13 protein-coding genes and 1 pseudogene are annotated in these 16,845 nt (G+C 71.4%); 6 read left to right on the forward strand and 8 right to left on the reverse strand.

Translation table 11 applies throughout. From position 1 onward, the window contains the following. The first annotated feature begins 34 nt into the window (after positions 1-34). Both ACF1GV_RS10270 and ACF1GV_RS10275 read left to right on the forward strand, forming a co-directional pair. Positions 35-1,411 carry an amino acid permease gene (locus ACF1GV_RS10270; protein WP_391679171.1) on the forward strand — a complete coding sequence of 459 codons (1,377 nt, stop codon included), beginning with the start codon at positions 35-37 and terminating at the stop codon, positions 1,409-1,411. Between the two features lie 95 nt (positions 1,412-1,506). Then, positions 1,507-1,932 carry an OsmC family protein gene (locus ACF1GV_RS10275; RefSeq protein WP_363261900.1) on the forward strand — a complete coding sequence of 142 codons (426 nt, stop codon included), beginning with the start codon at positions 1,507-1,509 and terminating at the stop codon, positions 1,930-1,932. Between the two features lie 152 nt (positions 1,933-2,084). On the opposite strand, the pseudogene ACF1GV_RS10280 reads toward ACF1GV_RS10275, so the two are convergent. From ACF1GV_RS10280 to ACF1GV_RS10300, 5 genes and pseudogenes are all read right to left on the reverse strand, one after another. Then, positions 2,085-2,265 (reverse strand): annotated as a pseudogene (locus ACF1GV_RS10280) (respiratory nitrate reductase subunit gamma); the annotation flags it as partial. Then, entirely contained in the window at positions 2,262-2,756 is a 495-nt protein-coding gene (narJ, locus tag ACF1GV_RS10285; protein ID WP_391679169.1) for a nitrate reductase molybdenum cofactor assembly chaperone, read from the reverse strand. The pseudogene ACF1GV_RS10280 and the gene narJ, both read right to left, overlap by 4 nt. A gap of 309 nt (positions 2,757-3,065) precedes the next feature. Further along, on the reverse strand, positions 3,066-3,881 hold the full coding sequence (locus ACF1GV_RS10290; protein WP_391679167.1) for an SAM-dependent methyltransferase: 816 nt from the start codon (positions 3,879-3,881) through the stop codon (positions 3,066-3,068). 13 nt (positions 3,882-3,894) lie between these two features. Beyond that, on the reverse strand, positions 3,895-4,761 hold the full coding sequence (locus tag ACF1GV_RS10295; protein ID WP_391679166.1) for a helix-turn-helix domain-containing protein: 867 nt from the start codon (positions 4,759-4,761) through the stop codon (positions 3,895-3,897). 96 nt (positions 4,762-4,857) lie between these two features. Beyond that, positions 4,858-5,688 carry a helix-turn-helix domain-containing protein gene (locus ACF1GV_RS10300; RefSeq protein ID WP_391679164.1) on the reverse strand — a complete coding sequence of 277 codons (831 nt, stop codon included), beginning with the start codon at positions 5,686-5,688 and terminating at the stop codon, positions 4,858-4,860. A gap of 156 nt (positions 5,689-5,844) precedes the next feature. Between ACF1GV_RS10300 and ACF1GV_RS10305 the strand changes: the two genes are divergently transcribed. The 3 genes from ACF1GV_RS10305 (at position 5,845) to ACF1GV_RS10315 (ending at position 8,892) form a co-directional block, all read left to right on the forward strand. After that, positions 5,845-6,150, forward strand: a complete 306-nt coding sequence (locus ACF1GV_RS10305; RefSeq protein ID WP_363261896.1) for a 4a-hydroxytetrahydrobiopterin dehydratase — start codon at positions 5,845-5,847, stop codon at positions 6,148-6,150. 33 nt (positions 6,151-6,183) lie between these two features. Further along, positions 6,184-6,927 carry a class I SAM-dependent methyltransferase gene (locus tag ACF1GV_RS10310; protein ID WP_391679161.1) on the forward strand — a complete coding sequence of 248 codons (744 nt, stop codon included), beginning with the start codon at positions 6,184-6,186 and terminating at the stop codon, positions 6,925-6,927. Between the two features lie 72 nt (positions 6,928-6,999). After that, a complete protein-coding gene (locus tag ACF1GV_RS10315; protein ID WP_391679159.1) occupies positions 7,000-8,892 on the forward strand; it encodes a rhamnogalacturonan lyase in 1,893 nt (630 codons plus the stop codon). Between the two features lie 150 nt (positions 8,893-9,042). Here ACF1GV_RS10315 and ACF1GV_RS10320 read toward each other — a convergent pair whose 3' ends face one another. The 3 genes from ACF1GV_RS10320 to ACF1GV_RS10330 all read right to left on the reverse strand — a co-directional run bounded on the left by ACF1GV_RS10320 (position 9,043) and on the right by ACF1GV_RS10330 (position 15,087). After that, positions 9,043-9,285, reverse strand: a complete 243-nt coding sequence (locus ACF1GV_RS10320) for a hypothetical protein (RefSeq protein ID WP_391679158.1) — start codon at positions 9,283-9,285, stop codon at positions 9,043-9,045. 151 nt (positions 9,286-9,436) lie between these two features. Continuing rightward, positions 9,437-12,070: a cellulose binding domain-containing protein gene (locus ACF1GV_RS10325; RefSeq protein WP_391679156.1), complete on the reverse strand. Its 2,634-nt coding sequence runs from the start codon at positions 12,068-12,070 to the stop codon at positions 9,437-9,439. Positions 12,071-12,165: 95 nt separating this feature from the next. After that, a complete protein-coding gene (locus tag ACF1GV_RS10330) occupies positions 12,166-15,087 on the reverse strand; it encodes a glycoside hydrolase family 48 protein (RefSeq protein WP_391679154.1) in 2,922 nt (973 codons plus the stop codon). A 269-nt stretch (positions 15,088-15,356) separates the two neighbouring features. Between ACF1GV_RS10330 and ACF1GV_RS10335 the strand changes: the two genes are divergently transcribed. Then, positions 15,357-16,844, forward strand: a complete 1,488-nt coding sequence (locus ACF1GV_RS10335; protein ID WP_391679152.1) for a cellulase family glycosylhydrolase — start codon at positions 15,357-15,359, stop codon at positions 16,842-16,844. The last annotated feature ends 1 nt before the right edge of the window (position 16,845 follow it).

The following is a 16,845-nucleotide window of genomic DNA, read 5'->3' on the forward strand; positions in this document are numbered from 1 at the left end:
CCGGGCATCAGCACGACGAGAGGCGCACCACCCCATGCACGACACCGGATCCGTCCAGGCTCCGGCCCCCGAGGCGACCGCAACCCGGTCCGCTTCGGCACCCGAGAAGCACGCCCGGCGCTTCGGGCTCCCCGTCGCCACCGCCCTCGTCATGGGCAACATCATCGGCGGCGGCATCTTCCTCCTCCCGGCCTCCGTGGCCCCCTTCGGCACCGTCAGCCTGCTCGCCTTCGGCGTCCTGACGCTCGGCGCGATCGCGCTGGCCCTGGTCTTCGGCCGGCTCGCCGAGCGCGACCCGCGCACCGGCGGCCCCTACGTCTACGCCCGCGAGGCCTTCGGCGACTTCGCCGGTTTCCTCGCCGCGTGGGCGTACTGGATCACCACCTGGGTCTCCAACGCGGCCCTCGCCGTAGCCGCCGTCGGCTACCTCGACGTGCTGATCCCGGTGAACGACCACAAGTGGAGCGCGTGCCTGGCCGCACTGGTCATCCAGTGGCTGCCCGCCCTGTCCAACTTCGCCGGCAGCCGCTACGTCGGAGCCGTCCAGCTGATCTCCACCGTGCTGAAGTTCGCCCCGCTGCTGCTCGTGGCGGTCGGCGGCCTGTTCCACTTCGACGCGCACAACCTCGGGCCCTTCCAGGAGGGCGGCGGCAGCACGCTCGGCGCGATCTCCGCCTCCGCCGCGATCCTGCTCTTCTCCTACCTGGGCGTGGAGTCCGCAGCGGTCAGCGCCGGCGAGGTCCGCGACCCGCGCCGCAACGTCGGCCGCGCCACCGTGATCGGCACCACCGGCGCCGCCCTGGTCTACCTGCTCGGCACCCTCGCCGTGTTCGGCACGGTCGCCCACGACAAGCTGGTGCACTCCACCGCCCCGTTCTCCGACGCCGTGAACGCCATGTTCGGCGGCTCCTGGGGCGGCTGGGCCGTCGCGCTCGCCGCACTGGTGTCGATGACCGGCTGCCTCAACGGCTGGACCCTGCTGAGCGCCCAGACGCCCTACGCGGCCGCCCGCGACGGGCTGTTCCCGGCCGCGTTCACCCGCAAGCGGCGCGGTGTGCCGACCGTCGGTGTCGGCGTCACCGTCGTCCTCGCCTCCCTGCTGACGATCTACAACTACACGGCCGGCTCGGCGCGGGTCTTCGAGGTCCTCGTCCTGGTCACCACCTTCACCGCGACCGTCCCGTACCTGCTGACCACCGCCGCGCAGATCCACCACCTCGCCCGGGGCGCGCAGGTCGACCGGGTGCGCCTGGTGCGCGACGCGGTCCTCGCCGCGCTCGCCTTCGGCTTCTCCCTGTGGCTCGTCGCGGGTGCCGGTTACGCCGCCGTCTACCAGGGCGTGCTGTTCCTGTTCGCGGGCGTCCCCGTGTACGCGTGGCTCGCGGCGCGGCGGCAGCGCGGCGGGGCGTGAGAGGCCGGTCCTGTGCGTGCGGAGTGCTGAAATGTGATCGGATGGAGGCTTAGGGAACCCCGCTTGGGCGGGACCACACGTGAAAGGAAGCAAACGTGGCCACCACGCGTTCCGCACACACCGTCTGGGAAGGCAACCTGCTCGAGGGCAACGGTGTCGTCACCTTCGACTCCTCCGGCATCGGTCAGCAGCCGGTGTCGTGGCCGTCGCGCGCCGAGCAGGCGAACGGCAAGACCAGCCCGGAGGAGCTGATCGCCGCCGCCCACTCCAGCTGCTTCTCCATGGCTCTGTCGCACGCTCTGGCCGGGGCCGGCAACGCGCCCACCAAGCTCGTCACCTCGGCCGACGTCACCTTCCAGCCCGGTGAGGGGATCACCGGCATCCACCTCACCGTCGAGGGCACCGTCCCCGGCATCGACAACGACGCCTTCGTCGCCGCCGCGCAGGACGCCAAGGCCAACTGCCCGGTCAGCCAGGCCCTGAAGGCCGTACCGATGACGCTGGACGCCAAGCTCGCCTGAGTCCGCGCCCGCACCCGGTACACCACGCGGACCGTCCCCCGACTTCCGGGGGACGGTCCGCGCCGGCTTTTCCGCCCCGCTCGACGAGCGGCCCGACCGCACGCCGCCGGGTCATTTCGCGGCTGTCCTCGGGCTGGCCAGGTGTCCGGCCCGAGGACGAACAGGATGCCGTAGTGGAAGGCCGGCGAGGCGATGTTCAGCAGCCGCGACTCGTACACCTGCGAGGAGCGGGTGGTCCGGCCGGAACCTGTCGTGGCGGTGGCGTCAGAGCAGGCCGGCCAGCAGCAGGACGAACGCGATGCAGGGCAGGGCGCCCCGGAGCAGGGTGGTCATCGGCGGACCTCGGTGCGGGAGGGCGGCAGTGCGGCGCACACGGCGTCCAGGACGGCCGCGTACGGGGTGCCGAAGGCGGTCAGCCGGGTCCGGAGCTGCTCCAGAGCGTCGCGGTACTCGGTCAGCAGGCCGGTGTCACCGGTGCGGGCGGTGAACTCCAGCACCGCGGGCAGGAAGTCAGGCAGCTCCTCGTCGGTGAACTCCAGACCGTGCGCGCGGTACTGCTCCTTGAAGCGGACCAGCGACATCCAGCGGCGCCGCGTGTCGCCGTCGTGCCACCAGCTGAGGTACAGGCTGTGCCGGTTCTTCGGGTCGAAGACCTGCACGTAGTGCGCGGCCAGCTCCCGCGGTTCGGTGACGGCCGCGTGGTCGGTGAACGCGCGCAGCTGCGGGGCCGCCTCGCGCAGCAGCGGCAGCCGGGCGAACAGGTCGTCGTCGGGATAGGTCAGGCAGAGCGCGGCCGCCTGGTACAGCACGGCGTCCGAGGGCATCAGGGTGCCTCCTTCGGGTCGGCCACCTCGGCTTCGTCGTCCGCGGTCTGCCTACGGCGCAGCAGGTGCTCGGTGTTCAGCGTGAACGCCGTGTACCGCCGGCCGGAAGAACCGGCCGGCGCGCAGCAGGGCCGCGCCCGGCTCGGTGGGCGGTATCCGCGTGTCGGTCACAGGCCCTTTCTCGCTCACCGTCAGGCTCGACGCTAGGGGCGGGCGGCAAGAGGCACCTGTTCAGCGCATCCGTACGGGTCAGCGGGACCGGTACGGCGAGCAGGGGCCCGCGGGAGGCAGGCGGCGCGGGCGCATCCGTCAGGGCTTGCGGGCGACCCCCGCGTACACCGGGACGATGCCCTCCGCCTGGGCGGCCACGTCCACCGGCTCCGGGCGCCAGCCGGTCACCGGGATCACCCCCGGGCCCAGCAGCTCCAGCCCGTCGAAGAATCGGGAGAACTCGGCGAGCGGGCGCGGGAAGAACGGGGTGCCGCTGCGCCGGAAGTTCTCGGCGGCCTTCTCGATCGCCTCCGGGTTCAGGTCCGGGGTGACCTGGGACAGGATCAGATGGCTGCCCGGGGGGAGCGCGTCGACGTACCGCTTGACCAGGCCGTGGACGTCGTCCCCGGCGGGGTCCGCGCTCAGGTAGTGGGTGAGGGCGACCAGCGACAGCGCGACCGGCCGGTCCAGGTCCAGCGACTCGGCGGCCCGGGCGAGCAGGGTGTCCACGTCGCGGACGTCGGCGTGCACATAGTCCGTGGAGCCCTCCGCCGTGCCGCGCAGCAGCGCCTCGGCGTGCCGCAGCACGATCGGGTCATTGTCCGCGTACACCACCTTCGCCTCCGGAGCCACGCCCTGCGCGACCTGGTGCAGGTTGGGCTCGGTCGGGATGCCGGTGCCGATGTCCAGGAACTGGCGGACGCCCGCCTCGGCCACCGCGCGCACGGCCCGGTGCATGAACCGGCGATTGGCGCGGGCGCCGCGCACCACGGTGCCGTCGACGGCGAGGATCCGGCGGGCCAGTTCCTCGTCCACCGGGTAGTTGTCCTTGCCGCCCAGCCACCAGTCGTACACCCGGGCCGGGTGCGGGCGGCTGGTGTCGATGCGGGACGCCGCGGTGTCGGATCCGGTCATGCTCGGGGCTCTCCTAGCTCAGTCGGTCACGGTGGTGCGTGAGGATCTTCTTCGTGCGCTCGGCCGACGCGGCGTGCGTCGTCAGATGGTCGAGCACCTCCAGATGCACCGACACCTCCGAGCGGGAGTCCAGGTACAGCGCGCCGCTGAGGTACTCGGAGACCACCATGTCGGGCAGCTCCGGCTCCGCGAAGCGGAACAGGGAGAACGGCGCGTACGCCCCCGGGTGCGGGCCGGAGGCGAACTCGGCGACCTGCAGCGTGACCTTGTCGCGCTCGCCGAACTCCAGCAGCTTCTCCCATTGCTCCCGCATGACCGCCGGGTCGTGGCCGACCGGGCGCAGCAGCACCGTCTCGTCCATGACCACCCACAGACGGGGGGCGTCCGGGCTCTCCAGCAGCCGCTGCCGCTCCATGCGCAGCGTCACATGCCGCTCCGTGGCCTGAGGGCTGCGCCGCCCGATCGTGCCGGACTCCAGCACGGCACGCGCGTAGCCCTCCGTCTGCAGCAGGCCCGGCACGAAGTGCGGCTCGTAGGAGCGCATCAGCCGCGCCGCACCCTCCAGGCTGACGAACAGGCTGAACCAGTCCGGCAGCACATCGTGGAAGCGCTGCCACCAGCCGGGCCGGTTGGCCTCCTCGGCCAGCGCCACGAACTCGGTGACCTCCGTCGCACCGACGCCGTACGTCTGCAGCAGCACCTGCACATACGGGATCTTCAGCGCGACCTCGGCCGTCTCCATCCGCCGCACGGTCGCCGGGGCCACCCGCAGCACTTGCGCGGCCTCCTCGCGTTCGAGACCGGCCGCCTCCCGCAGCTCCTGCAACCGCCTGCCGAGCACCACCTGGCCCACCGTGGGCGCGGGCCGCCGCTCACTCACCCCACGCCTCCCCTACGCGCCGAAGCAGCCGAAGCACACCGGCCAGTCTGTCACGCGCGAGACGCCGACGGGCCGCCAGGTGCGGGGTTTTGCCGGTCAGGTCCCCAGCGAGTGCAGGTACTTCACGGTCGCCGGGTCGGCCGGCAGGAACGTCTCGATGGCCAGCTCGGCGACCGTGACGTCCATCGGCGTGTTGAAGGTGGAGATCGACGAGATGAACGACAGCACCCGGCCCTCGTGCTCGAAGCGCAACGGCAGCGCGAAATACGGGTAGGGCTCCTCGGGTTCGCTGTCCGGCGCCTCTCGCGGCACCGGGTAGGCCGCCACCTCCTCGTACAGCGCGCGCAGTTCCTCGGAGCGCTGCAGGGCGATCTGCCGCTGCATCTGCTCCAGCAGATGCCCGCGCCACTCCCGCAGGTTCCGGATGCGCGGCGCCATGCCCTCGGGGTGCAGCGTCAACCGCATCGCGTTCAGCGGGGGTTGCAGCAGCCACTCCGGCACGCCCTCCAAGAACATCGCGACACCCCGGTTCGCCGCCCGCACCCGGTACAGCCCGTCCAGCACCAGCGCCGGGTACGGCTCGTAGCCGCGGATCAGCCGCTCCATGCCGTCCCACAGCGCGTCCAGCGCCGGATCGTCCAGCGCGGTCTCCGGGTAGCGGGGCGCGTAACCGGCCGCCAGCAGCAGCGCGTTGCGCTCGCGCACCGGCACCTCCAAGTGCTCCGCCAGCCGCAGCACCATCTCCTCGCTCGGCTTGGAGCGGCCGGTCTCGACGAAGGAGATGTGCCGGGCGGAGGAGTCTGCGCGCAGCGCCAGCTCCAGCTGACTGATCCGCCGCCGTACCCGCCAGGCCCGCAGCAGCGGGCCGATGCCCTGGCCGGCGGGGGCGCTGGGGGAGACGGTGGTGCCGGAGGCGACAGGGGTCATGGGGACGACGGTAGCCGAGGTCCGCCGGGGCGGGGCGCTCGGGGACGCACTCGGCTGCGCGGTGGAGTTCGCCGGACGCACCGCGTCGACCGGCGCTCGCCGCGCCGCGTTGTGGCAGGCTGGACGCGTACGCGACACAGCTGAAGGGAGCGAGGCATGGCCGTCGAACCGCTGTCGCAGAAGGAGATCGAGGACCGGCTGGCGGAGCTGCCCGGCTGGTCCCTCGACGGGGACCGCCTCGCCCGCTCCTACCGGCTGGCCTCCCACTTCGCGGCGACCGCGATGGTCATCCACATCGCCCAGGTGCAGGACGAGCTGAACCACCACTCCGACCTGACCCTCGGCTACAACACCGTCTCCCTCACGGTGAGCACACACAGCGCCGGCGGCGCGGTCACCGCGCTCGACTTCGAGCTGGCGCGCCGCGTCCAGGACCTGGCCGCAGGCCACGGGGCCGACTGACCGGCACACACGCGGACGAGGGGGGAGCGGGTGGTGCTGGACTACGACAAGGAAGCGGAGCGCTACGACGCCCTGCGCGGCGGCGAACCCCGGGCGGCCGCGGCGGCGGACGCCGTGCTGAGTCTCGTACCGCCGACCGCGCGCCGGATGCTCGACGTCGCCTGCGGCACCGGCATCGTCACACGCCGGCTGTCCGCCGCCCGCCCGGACCTCGCCGTCATCGGCGCCGACCTGGCGCACACCATGACCCGGCACGCGGCCGCCCGTCTGCCGGGTGCCGTCATACGCGCCGACACGCGGCGCCTGCCCTTCGCGCGCGCCGCGTTCGACGCGGTCGCCGGCGTATGGCTGCTGCACCTGCTGGACACACCCGAGGACGTGCGCGCCGTCGTCGCCGAGTGCGCCCGGGTCCTCGCACCCGGCGGCGTGTACGTCACCACGGTCGACAAGGCCGCCGCGCACAACGTGGGCAGCGACATCGACGCCGTCCTCGCCTCCCGGCCGCCCAGCGAGGCCCGCGACGCCTCCGACCAGGTCGAGAAGTACGCCGTCGAGCACGGTCTGGTCCCGGCAGGCCGGGCCCGGTTCACCGGACGCGGTCAGGGCCGTAGTCCGCGGCGTACGATCGCCGACCTGCGTCGCGGCTGGTTCGTCACGCTGCCGCCCGGACGGCCGCTCACCGAGCGCTACGCGGCCCGGCTGGCCGAGCTGCCGGACCAGGACCGGCCCCGCCCTGACCCGGAGTTCACGCTGCGCGCGTTCCGCAAGCCGGCGTAGACCCGGCAACCTTCCCTTCGCCGGCGGCGACCAGCGGGTGCCACCTGTCCGCTCCCCCCGTAGGAGGGCCGTATGGGCCACCCGCACCCGCACTCGCGCACCCGGCACCGCAGACGCCGTACCGCCGCCGTCCTGGCCGCGCTGACCGCCACGGCCGCGCTCTCCGGCGCCGCCCTCACCTCGGTCGCCTCGGGCGAGGCCCGGGCCGCCACCGCGCGGCAGGTCGAGAAGCTGGACCGCGGTGTGGTCAGCGTCCACACCGCCGGCGGCAACCTGGTCAGCTGGCGCTGGCTGGGCACCGACCCGGACGGCGTGGCGTTCAACGTCTACCGCGGCGCCACCAAGCTCACCGCGTCACCGGTCACGGCCACGAACTGGTTCCACTCCGGTGCCGAATCCTCCGCCGACTACGTCGTCCGGCCCGTCGTGAACGGCGCCGAGACCGGCGAGGCCGTGCACGCGATCCAGTTCCGCACCGGCTACAAGGACGTGCCGCTCTCCCCGCCGCCGGGCGGCACCACCCCCGACAAAGTGGCCTACACCTACGAGGCCAACGACGCCTCCGTCGGCGACCTCGACGGCGACGGCGTCCTCGACTTCGTCCTCAAGTGGCAGCCCACCGACGCCAAGGACAACTCGCAGTCCGGCTACACCGGCACCACGATCGTCGACGCGGTGAAGCTGGACGGCACCCGCCTGTGGCGCGTCGACCTGGGCCGCAACATCCGCTCCGGCGCGCATTACACGCAGTTCCAGGTGTACGACTACGACGGCGACGGACGCGCCGAGGTCGCCATGAAGACCGCCGACGGCACGAAGGACGGCACCGGCACGGTCGTCGGCGACCCCGCGGCCGACTACCGCAATCCTTCCGGCCATGTGCTGTCCGGCCCCGAGTATCTGACCATGTTCGACGGCCGGACGGGCCGGGCCCTGCAGTCCGTGGACTATGTGCCCGCCCGCGGCACGGTGTCCTCCTGGGGCGACTCCTACGGCAACCGCGTCGACCGCTTCCTGGCCGGCACCGCCTATCTCGACGGCTCCCGGCCCTCCCTGATCACGGCGCGCGGCTACTACACCCGCACCGTCATCACCGCCTGGGACTGGCGGGGCGGTGCCTTCACCCGCCGCTGGACCTTCGACACCGCCTCCTCAACCAACAGCGGCAAGGGCTACGACGGGCAGGGCAACCACCAGCTGTCCGTGGCGGACGTCGACGGCGACGGCCGCGACGAGATCGTCTACGGCTCGATGGCGGTCGACGACAACGGCGCCGGCCTGTGGACCACGAGGAACGGCCATGGCGACGCGATGCACGTCGGCGACCTCGACCCGTCCCGGCCGGGCCTGGAGGAGTTCAAGGTCGACGAGGACGGCTCGAAGCCCTCGTCCTGGATGGCGGACGCCCGCACCGGCCAGATCCTGTGGTCCACCCCGCCCAACGGTGACAACGGCCGCGGCGTCTCCGACGACATCTGGGCCGGCAGCGCGGGCGCCGAGTCCTGGTCGTCCGCCGAGAGCGGGCTCCGCGATCCCCGGGGCGCGGTGGTGGCGAGCCGCAAACCGGGTTCCGCCAACTTCCTGTCCTGGTGGGACGGCGACCCGGTCCGCGAACTCCTCGACGGCACCCACGTCGACAAGTACGGCACCTCCGCCGACACCCGCCTGCTGACCGGCGCGTCGGTGCGCGCGAACAACGGCACGAAGGCCACGCCGTCCCTGTCCGGGGACATCCTCGGCGACTGGCGCGAGGAGGTCGTCTGGCCGACCGCCGACAACACGGCCCTGCGGATCTACTCCACCCCTTACCCGACGGCCACCCGCATCACCACCCTGCTGCACGACACCCAGTACCGCACGGGCCTGGCGTGGCAGAACACCGCGTACAACCAGCCGCCGCACCCGAGCTTCTTCCTCGGCAACGGCATGCCGACGCCGCCGCGGCCGGCCGTCTACGCGCCGTGAGAGGGCCCGCGCACCAAGGGGCCACCGAGGAATCCGCAACTCGAAGGCCGACGCGCCGAGGTGCCTGAGCGCATTCTCAGCCGGAGCCCAGAAGCCCCCGACCGCCGGGTGACGCCGGTCGGGGGCTTCTTGTTCGAACCGCCTCCCGCGCTACGCCGCTTCTTCGAGTGCGGCCTTCTCCGGGTTGCGGATCACAGATCGAACCCACGCCGGCGTCAGGCCCAGTCGCGCCGCCAGCACCTCCACCGGCACACCGCGCTGGTGCGCCCGCCGCAGCGCCTCGTTCCGCCGCAACCGGACCCGCCGCGTGGCCTCCCGTCCTGCCAACCGCTCGAAAAGCACCGCCAGCGCCACCGACAGCCGGCCTGCCGTGTCGTTCCACCAACGCCGCAAAGATTTCTCCCGTCGTCGTGAAGCAACTACACCTACGCACCAAGGTCGGGGGAGTCGAGCGCGTCCACAAGAGCGCGCGGCGGGGCGCACGAGTCCGGAGAAGCGTGGCATCTCCCGGCGACGAGTCCGGCCGCCTGCGCGCCCCCCTCGCTCACCTCAAGCCGCAGCTCAGGCCGCCCAGTTGGAACACCGTCGGTGCCGTGTTCCGCCCCGACCAGCTGCCCGTGAAGCCGAAGCTCACGGACGAGCCTGCCGCGACCGTTCCGTTCCAGGCGGTGTTCTTCGCGGTCACGGACGCGCCGGACTGGGTGTGGTCGGCGTTCCACAGCTGGGTGATCTGCTGGCCGTCGTCGAAGGCCCAGCCGAGCGACCAGCCGTTCCAGGTGGTCGTCCCGCTGTTGGTCAGCTGTACGTCGGCCTGGAAGCCGCCCGACCACTGGTTGGTGATCCGGTACGTCACCGCGCACCCGCCCGCGGGAGCCGGATCCGTACCGCCCCCGGTGCCGGAGACGTCGCCGTAGACGATGCCCCGGCCGTTGGTGGAGACGTACACCCGGCCGTACACCCGCGGATCGCCCGTGATGGCCGCGCCCGTCCAGCCCCACTGGTGGGCGTCGTCGTTGATCCGCGTCCAGCTCGCGCCCTTGTCCGTGGAGCGGAAGATGCCGCGCACCCCGCCGATCTTCGCGCTGGTGTAGAGGGTCTGGTACGACGCTCCCGGCGCCGCCTTGCCGAAGCCGACGGTGTCGGCCTGTTCCACACCGCTCAGCTTCGTGAAGGTCGCGCCGCCGTCGGTGGAGTGCCACAGTCCGTACGCGCCGTCGCTCGCCCCACCGGCCAGCCAGATGTCGCCCTTGGTGCCGGGCAGCGCCTTGAAGCGCACGCTGTCACCGCTGGGCAGGCCCGTCGCGGGGGACGCGGTGAAGGTCGCTCCGCCATCGGAACTGACGTAGAAGCGGCCGGACTTGAAGCCGTAGAAGCTCTTCGGATCGACCCGGTCGGACTCGACGACCGCGCCCGCCGGGAGGCCGGCCGACGCCGACCACGACGTGCCGAAGCCCGTCGAGTGCTGCACGCCGGTGCCCTGCGGGCTCCACACGAACCGGCTGCCGTCCGCCGCGGCGGCCACCGTGCCGCCGCCGCTCACCCCCGACGGGTCGGTGCCGCCGGACCAGGTGGCCCCGTTGTCCGTGGAGAAGGCGATGTGCGGACCGGAGTCGAGGTCGCCGACCCGCACCACCGTGTCGGGGTTCGTCTCGGCGAAGTCGAGGCTGGTGGTGGTCGTGAAGTTCGGCGCGGTGTACATCATCGACGGCACCTTCGTCAGGTCCGTGTGCCGGAACCCGCCGATGTCACCGAGGGCGCTGAACAGCTGGGCGCCGCCGGACGGGGGAGCGGCGAGGTCGTTGACCGCGGTCTCCTCCAGGCCCTGCACCATGGGCCGGAGGGCGAACTTCGTCCCGCTGTCCCACTTCGTCAGGTCCTCGGTGCCGTAGATCGTCGCTCCGGTGCCGTACATCATGCGGTCGGAGTCGAACGGGTCGATCTCCAGCGCCTCGGTCATCCAGCCGAGCTTGGGGCTCTGCTCGGGCGGGGAGGGGTTCGCGCCCCAGGTCAGCCAGGGGGCGGAGGACACGTCCATGGTGTAGCGGTTCTCGCGGTCCGGGTACGACGTGTAGTCCCACGCCGTGGTCCAGTGCGCGCCGCTGTCCGTCGAGCGGAAGATCTGTGTGTCCGGCCACCAGGAGCTGTACGCGGTCGCCATCACCGTTCCCGGGTGCTGCCGGTCCACGGTGAGCCCGCTGAAGCCGTAGAAGGTGTCGGCCTCGGCGACGGGGCTGATGTCGGTCCAGGTGCCGGTCGCGGTCGCGTACCGCCACAGCTGTCCCTTGCCGCCGTCGTACGGGCCGCCCTTGTCGCTGTAGGCGAGGTAGAGGTAGCCGTCGACCGCGTCCAGGACGCCCTTGTGCGCCAGGTGACCGGTGGGCTGCCCGGCCAGCCGCTGCCAGGTCGCGCCCGCGTCCGCCGACCGGTACACCGCGTTGTCCTTGTCGGCCACGCCCACGTAGATCGTCTTCGTGGCGTTGCCGGCGGTGCCGGTCGACTCGTCGAAGGTGACCCAGACGATGCCCTGGTTGTCGCTCGTGTATCCCGAGGTGTCGCCCGGGTCCTGCTGGTAGTTACCGGCGTTGGGGAAGTTCGTCACCTGCGACCAGGTGACGCCCGAGTCCGTGGAGCGCCACAGGCCCTTGCCGCCGGGCGCGCCGAGGTAGAGCACACTGTTGCGGTGCGGGTCGATCGCGAGGCGCTCGCCCATGCCGCGGCCCGGCATGTTGCCGCCGAGCTTGTACGGCAGGTCGGTCTTCTTCCAGGTCGCGCCCCGGTCGGCGGAGCGCAGCACGGCCCCGTTGCCGGGGTCCCAGCCGTTGGTGTACGTGCCGACCGCGGCGTACACCTTGTCCGGGTCGACGGAGTCGGAGGCGAGGCTGACGACGCCGGTGTGGCCCCAGTCGTCCCAGCCGACCGAGTCCAGCAGCGGTGTCCACGTCTTCGTCGACTGCTGCCAGCGGTAGGCACCGCCGATGTCGGTACGGGCGTAGGCGAGGTTCTTCTCCGAGCGGTTGAAGACGATGCCGGGCACGAAGCCGCCGCCGTCCACGCGGACGTTCTTCCAGGTGTAGGCGGCCTCCGCCGTCGGCGCGTCGGCGGCGAGCGCGGGCGGGGCCCCGGCCAGCAGCCCGGCGGCCAGCGCCACTACGGCCGTCCAGATACGGGTTCTTCGCACGGTGGGGTCCTTCCTCGTCGGTGAAGGAGGGCGTGAGAGAACCGGGCGGCCCCAGGGAGGTCGGGGCCGCCCGGCGTGTACGCGGAGAGCGGGGACTATTCGAGGAGCTCCGCGTACGAACCCATGGCGAGTGCGATGTCCGCCTGGGCCCAGAACCGGTGGTACGTGAACACGGGCGCCGCGCCGCCCTTCAGATAGGCCTCGACCTTCGACCAGGCCGGGTCGTTCTTGTAGAAGGACCGCAGGGAGGCGAACGTCGACGCGGAGTCGATCCTGTCGCCGTTCGGCATCGTGCCGCTCCAGCCGCTCGGCACGTACACGCTGTCGTCGAACCGGCTGTAGTCGGCGCGGGTCTCCGGAACGGCCACACCGAGCGCGTCCCGGTAGTTCGTCCACATGCCGTCGAGCAGCGCCTTCGCCGTCGCCTTCGCCTGTGTGTCACCGGACTTGGCGGCGTAGTACGTCAGGGTCTTGGCGTAGGCGGCGGCCACACCGACGTCGTCGGTGTAGTCGGTGACGGTGACGTGCAGTCCCGTGTTGGCGCCGGGACTCGACGCGTTCCAGGTGTCCGGCTGCCCGGTCCACTGGAGCGTGGAGGGGATGAGGTACGTGCCGTCCGGGTTGACCGTGGTCTTGGACAGCGCCCACTTCACCCATTTGTCGAGGACCGTCTTCGCGGCCGTGCTGCCCGTCTGCTGGTAGTACTCGGCGACGCGCTCCATCGACCACGCCTGGAACCCGAACCACTGGTTGGACGGCGGGTCGTGGTAGACGGGCGCCGGGTCGTAGTACATGCCGTAGAAGGTCGGCGTGCCGGCCGGCGGGGTGGCGTACCGGCCCGCCCAGCTGTTGGTCGCGCCGCCCGCGATACCGCCCTCCGAGGACTGCAGCCAGCGGTAGAACTCCAGCTGCCGGTCGAGGGACTTGGCCCAGTCGCCCGCGCCCGTGGCCGACTTGGGCTTCAGGTCGGCGTAGGAGCTGAGCGCGTACGCGGCGAGCGGGTTCTGGTAGCCGCCGTGCACATGGCTGGAGCCGATGCGCCAGGCCCAGCCGGCCGAGGTGTCGGTGGCGCCGCCCCACGCGTAGTACCAGGACAGCAGGTAGTGCGAGGCGTCCTTGCCGCTGCCGGCCGGGCAGGCGGACGGACCGACGCAGTTGCCGATCTTCTTGAAGTACTTGTCGTACATCGCGTAGCGCAGGTAGTCGCCCATCTTGGCGGCCTTGGCGACCGTGCCGGACACCGCCGTGCCCTTGCCCTGCTGCTTGGCCCACACGTCCGCCCAGTAGGCGGCCTGCACCGCACGCGCGTCGGCGTCCGGGGCGTCGGTGTACTTCCACTGCTTGGCGTAGGAGGAGTCGCCGGTGAACAGGTCCAGGTAGCCGTTCTTGCCGCCGTACTTGAAGGCGTCGCAGGTGGGCTGCGGGACGGTCTCCCACACGGACTCCTGCGGGCCGCGCTGGAAGGTGTTGATGTACGACGGGCCGGTGGCCGCCGGTCCGGCCTCGCACGTGCCGGGCTCGTTGCCGTAGCCGTAGACGTTGTCGACGTCCTGGATCCAGTGCATGCCGTACACGTCGTCCGTGCCGTAGGCGCTCTTCAGCTCCCCGGCGATCGGGTCCGAGCCCACCGGCACCGAGGTGTCCAGCTTCGCCGGGTACTCGTCGGGGGTGTCGTACTCGGGCGCGTAGGTGGCCGGCTTGGACGCGTTGTAGAAGGAGTTGGTCGGCTGGTCGGCGTGGGTGGGGATCATGTACTTCTCCATGAGGTCCCACGCGCCGTTGAACTTCGACCAGTCGCCCGTCACCTTGCCGTACATCGCCTGGAGCCACAGCAGGTAGCTGTACGCCTCGGACGTCGTCTCGTGGCCCTGGTCGGGGGCTTCCACGATCAGCGTCTCGACCGAGTGGTAGGGGATGCCCTCGGGCGAGAAGTAGCCGTTCGCCGGGTTGGTGATCTTCCCGTACAGGTCCAGGAAGCGGGCGTCGTACTCCTTGGCCGCGGCGATCTGCGTGACCGTCACCGACGCCTTCGCCAGCCCGGGGGCGGTGGACTCGAAGGTCGCCGCGCCGGTCCCGGAGGCGTCCGCGGTGACCGTCACCTTCTGCGGCGTGGACCAGTTGGCCGGGGTGAAGGTGAGCGAGGCGCCGCCGGAGACGCTCAGGCCGCTGTTGCCGCTCGCCCGCGCGGTGGTGACCGTGACGTTCGAGCTGGGCTGCGTCGACAGCTTCAGTTCGTAGGAGGCCGTCTTGCCCTGCTGCACCGCCAGCTGCTGGGTGGAGGCGACCACGGAGGGTCCCGCGGCGACCGTGATGCCGACGGGCGTGGAGGACGCCGACGCGCCCAGGCTGTCGTACGCCTTCGCCACCAGGGAATGACTGCCCACGGTCAAGCCGGAGGCGGAGAGCGTGTACGGCGCGGTCGTGTCCGTGCCCAGCAGCGTGGTGTCGTCGTAGAACTCCACCTTGCCGATGGATGCGTTGTCCGCCGCGGCCGCGGTCGCCGCGAGGGGGACGGCGTCCCCTTGCGTGTAGACAGCGCCCGCCGCCGGGCTGGTCAGCACGGCGACCGGTGGCTGGTGCGCGCCGGTGCAGGGTGTGCCGTTGACCGCGAACGACGTCGGCGCGGTGTTGGTGCCGCTGTAGGTGAACTGCGCGCCGGTGCTGGTCCCCGCGCCGGCGGCGATCATGCCGTTGTACGAGGCGTTCTTGACGGTGACCGTCTGGCCGGACTGGCTCCAGGTGCCGTTCCAGCCGTTCGTCAGCTTCTGGTTGCCGGAGTAGCTGTACGTCAGGGTCCAGCCGTCGAGGGCCTCGGTGCCACGGTTGGTGAGCGTCAGGTCCGCGGTGAAGCCGGAGCCCCAGTCGTTGGTCTTGTAGTCGACGCTGCACTGGAGTGCGGCAGCGTGCGCGGTCGTCGCGCCGCTCGCCAGCATCGACAAGGGCAGTGCCAAGGCCGCGGCGGCGGCGGTCCACAGTCGCCGTACGGCTCTGCGTCCGCGTCGGGGTGGGGGATGCATGGTGCTGGTTCCTCCTTGCGGCTCGGGGTGTACGGGCTCGGGAGAAGTCAAGGCTTGAACCAGTGGGAGCGCTCCCATAGTGGGGATGGGCTGACGGAGGGTCAAGAGACTTGAAGAGTCGAAAAAGTTCGACGGCCCGCCTTTCGAAAAGTCCCGTGACCCCTCTGGTCTTCTCCGTCACTTCCCGCTACCTTCCATCGCACCAGTGGGAGCGGTTCCACCAGTCGGCGCGTGTGCCAGCACGTGCCCGAACTGCAAGGAGTCGCTCGATGAGACACCCCCCGCGTTCAGCACTTTTAGCCGTCGGCGGCGCGATCGCCCTGCTCACCACCGCGCTCGTGCCGGTCGTCACGGCACAGGCCGCCGCGCCCGCGTGCACGGTGGAGTACTCCGTCACCGGCCAGTGGGACACCGGCTTCCAGGGCGCCGTGAAGATCACCAACAACACGGCCGCGCTGAGCAGTTGGCGGCTCACCTTCGACTTCCCCGGTACCCAGAAGGTCACCCAGGGCTGGAACGCCGAGTGGTCCCAGTCCGGCACGACCGTCACCGCGGCCAACAAGAGCTGGAACGGTTCGCTCGCCACCGGCGCGAGCGTCAGCGCCGGCTTCCTCGGCTGGTTCTCCGGCACCAACGCCGTACCGGCCGGCTTCAAGCTCAACGGCACCGCCTGCAACGTCGACACGGAACCCACCCCGGGCCCGACCGACCCGGGCCCCACCGACCCGCCGCCCTCCGGGGGCGGCGCACCCGCCCTGCACGTCCAGGGCAACAAGCTCGTCGACGCCGACGGCAGGGCGCGCCGGCTGCTCGGCGTGAACCGCTCCGGCGGCGAGTTCATGTGCGTCCAGGGCTACGGCATCTGGGACGGCCCGGTCGACGACGCCGCGATCAAGGCGATCGCCGACTGGAAGGCCGACGCCGTGCGCATCCCCCTCAACGAGGAGTGCTGGCTCGGCCTGGCCAACGTCAAGCCGGAGTACGCGGGCGCCAACTACATCAGCGCCGTCAAGGAGCTGGTGGGCCGGGTCAAGGCGCACGGCATGACGCCGATCGTCGAACTGCACTGGACGTACGGGCAGTACACCGGCAACTCGGCGGGCTGCTCCGACGTGCACGCCACCTGCCAGAAGCCGATGCCGGACGCGCAGTACTCACCGTCGTTCTGGTCGTCGGTCGCGAGCACCTTCAAGGACGACCCGGCCGTCGTCCTCGACCTGTTCAACGAGCCCTACCCGGACCGTGCCACGTCCACCATCGCCCAGGCCTGGCAGTGCTGGCGGGACGGCGGCACCTGCCCGGGGATCGGCTACCAGGTCGCCGGCATGCAGGACCTGGTCGACGCGGTGCGCGCCACCGGCGCCAAGAACGTGATCATGCTGGGCGGCCTGGCCTACTCCAACGACCTGAGCCAGTGGCTGACGTACAAACCCGCCGACCCGGCGGGCAATCTGGCCGCCGCGTACCACGTGTACAACTTCAACACCTGCTCCAGTGAGAGCTGCTGGGACTCCACACTCGCCCCGGTCGCCGCCCAAGTCCCCCTGATCGGCGGGGAGATCGGCGAGAACACCTGCGCCCACTCCTTCGTCGACCGGGTCATGAAGTGGTTCGACGACCGCGGCCTGTCCTACCTCGGCTGGACCTGGAACACCTGGGACTGCTCTTCGGGTCCCTCGCTCATCTCCGCCTACGACGGCACCCCCACCGCTTACGGCACCGGGCTGCGTGACCATCTGCGCGCCCTCAACCCGTAAC

Origin of the sequence: Streptomyces sp. NPDC014006, from assembly GCF_043088925.1 — a bacterium.
Lineage (GTDB): Bacteria > Actinomycetota > Actinomycetes > Streptomycetales > Streptomycetaceae > Streptomyces.

Coding starts and splice junctions, on each gene's coding strand:
- ACF1GV_RS10330 (WP_391679154.1), bottom strand. CDS start 15,087: ATGCATCCCCCACCCCGACGCGGACGCAGAGCCGTACGGCGACTGTGG.
- narJ (WP_391679169.1), bottom strand. CDS start 2,756: ATGCCCTCGGACGCCGTGCTGTACCAGGCGGCCGCGCTCTGCCTGACC.
- ACF1GV_RS10305 (WP_363261896.1), top strand. CDS start 5,845: ATGGCCGTCGAACCGCTGTCGCAGAAGGAGATCGAGGACCGGCTGGCG.
- ACF1GV_RS10315 (WP_391679159.1), top strand. CDS start 7,000: ATGGGCCACCCGCACCCGCACTCGCGCACCCGGCACCGCAGACGCCGT.
- ACF1GV_RS10300 (WP_391679164.1), bottom strand. CDS start 5,688: ATGACCCCTGTCGCCTCCGGCACCACCGTCTCCCCCAGCGCCCCCGCC.
- ACF1GV_RS10270 (WP_391679171.1), top strand. CDS start 35: ATGCACGACACCGGATCCGTCCAGGCTCCGGCCCCCGAGGCGACCGCA.
- ACF1GV_RS10335 (WP_391679152.1), top strand. CDS start 15,357: ATGAGACACCCCCCGCGTTCAGCACTTTTAGCCGTCGGCGGCGCGATC.
- ACF1GV_RS10290 (WP_391679167.1), bottom strand. CDS start 3,881: ATGACCGGATCCGACACCGCGGCGTCCCGCATCGACACCAGCCGCCCG.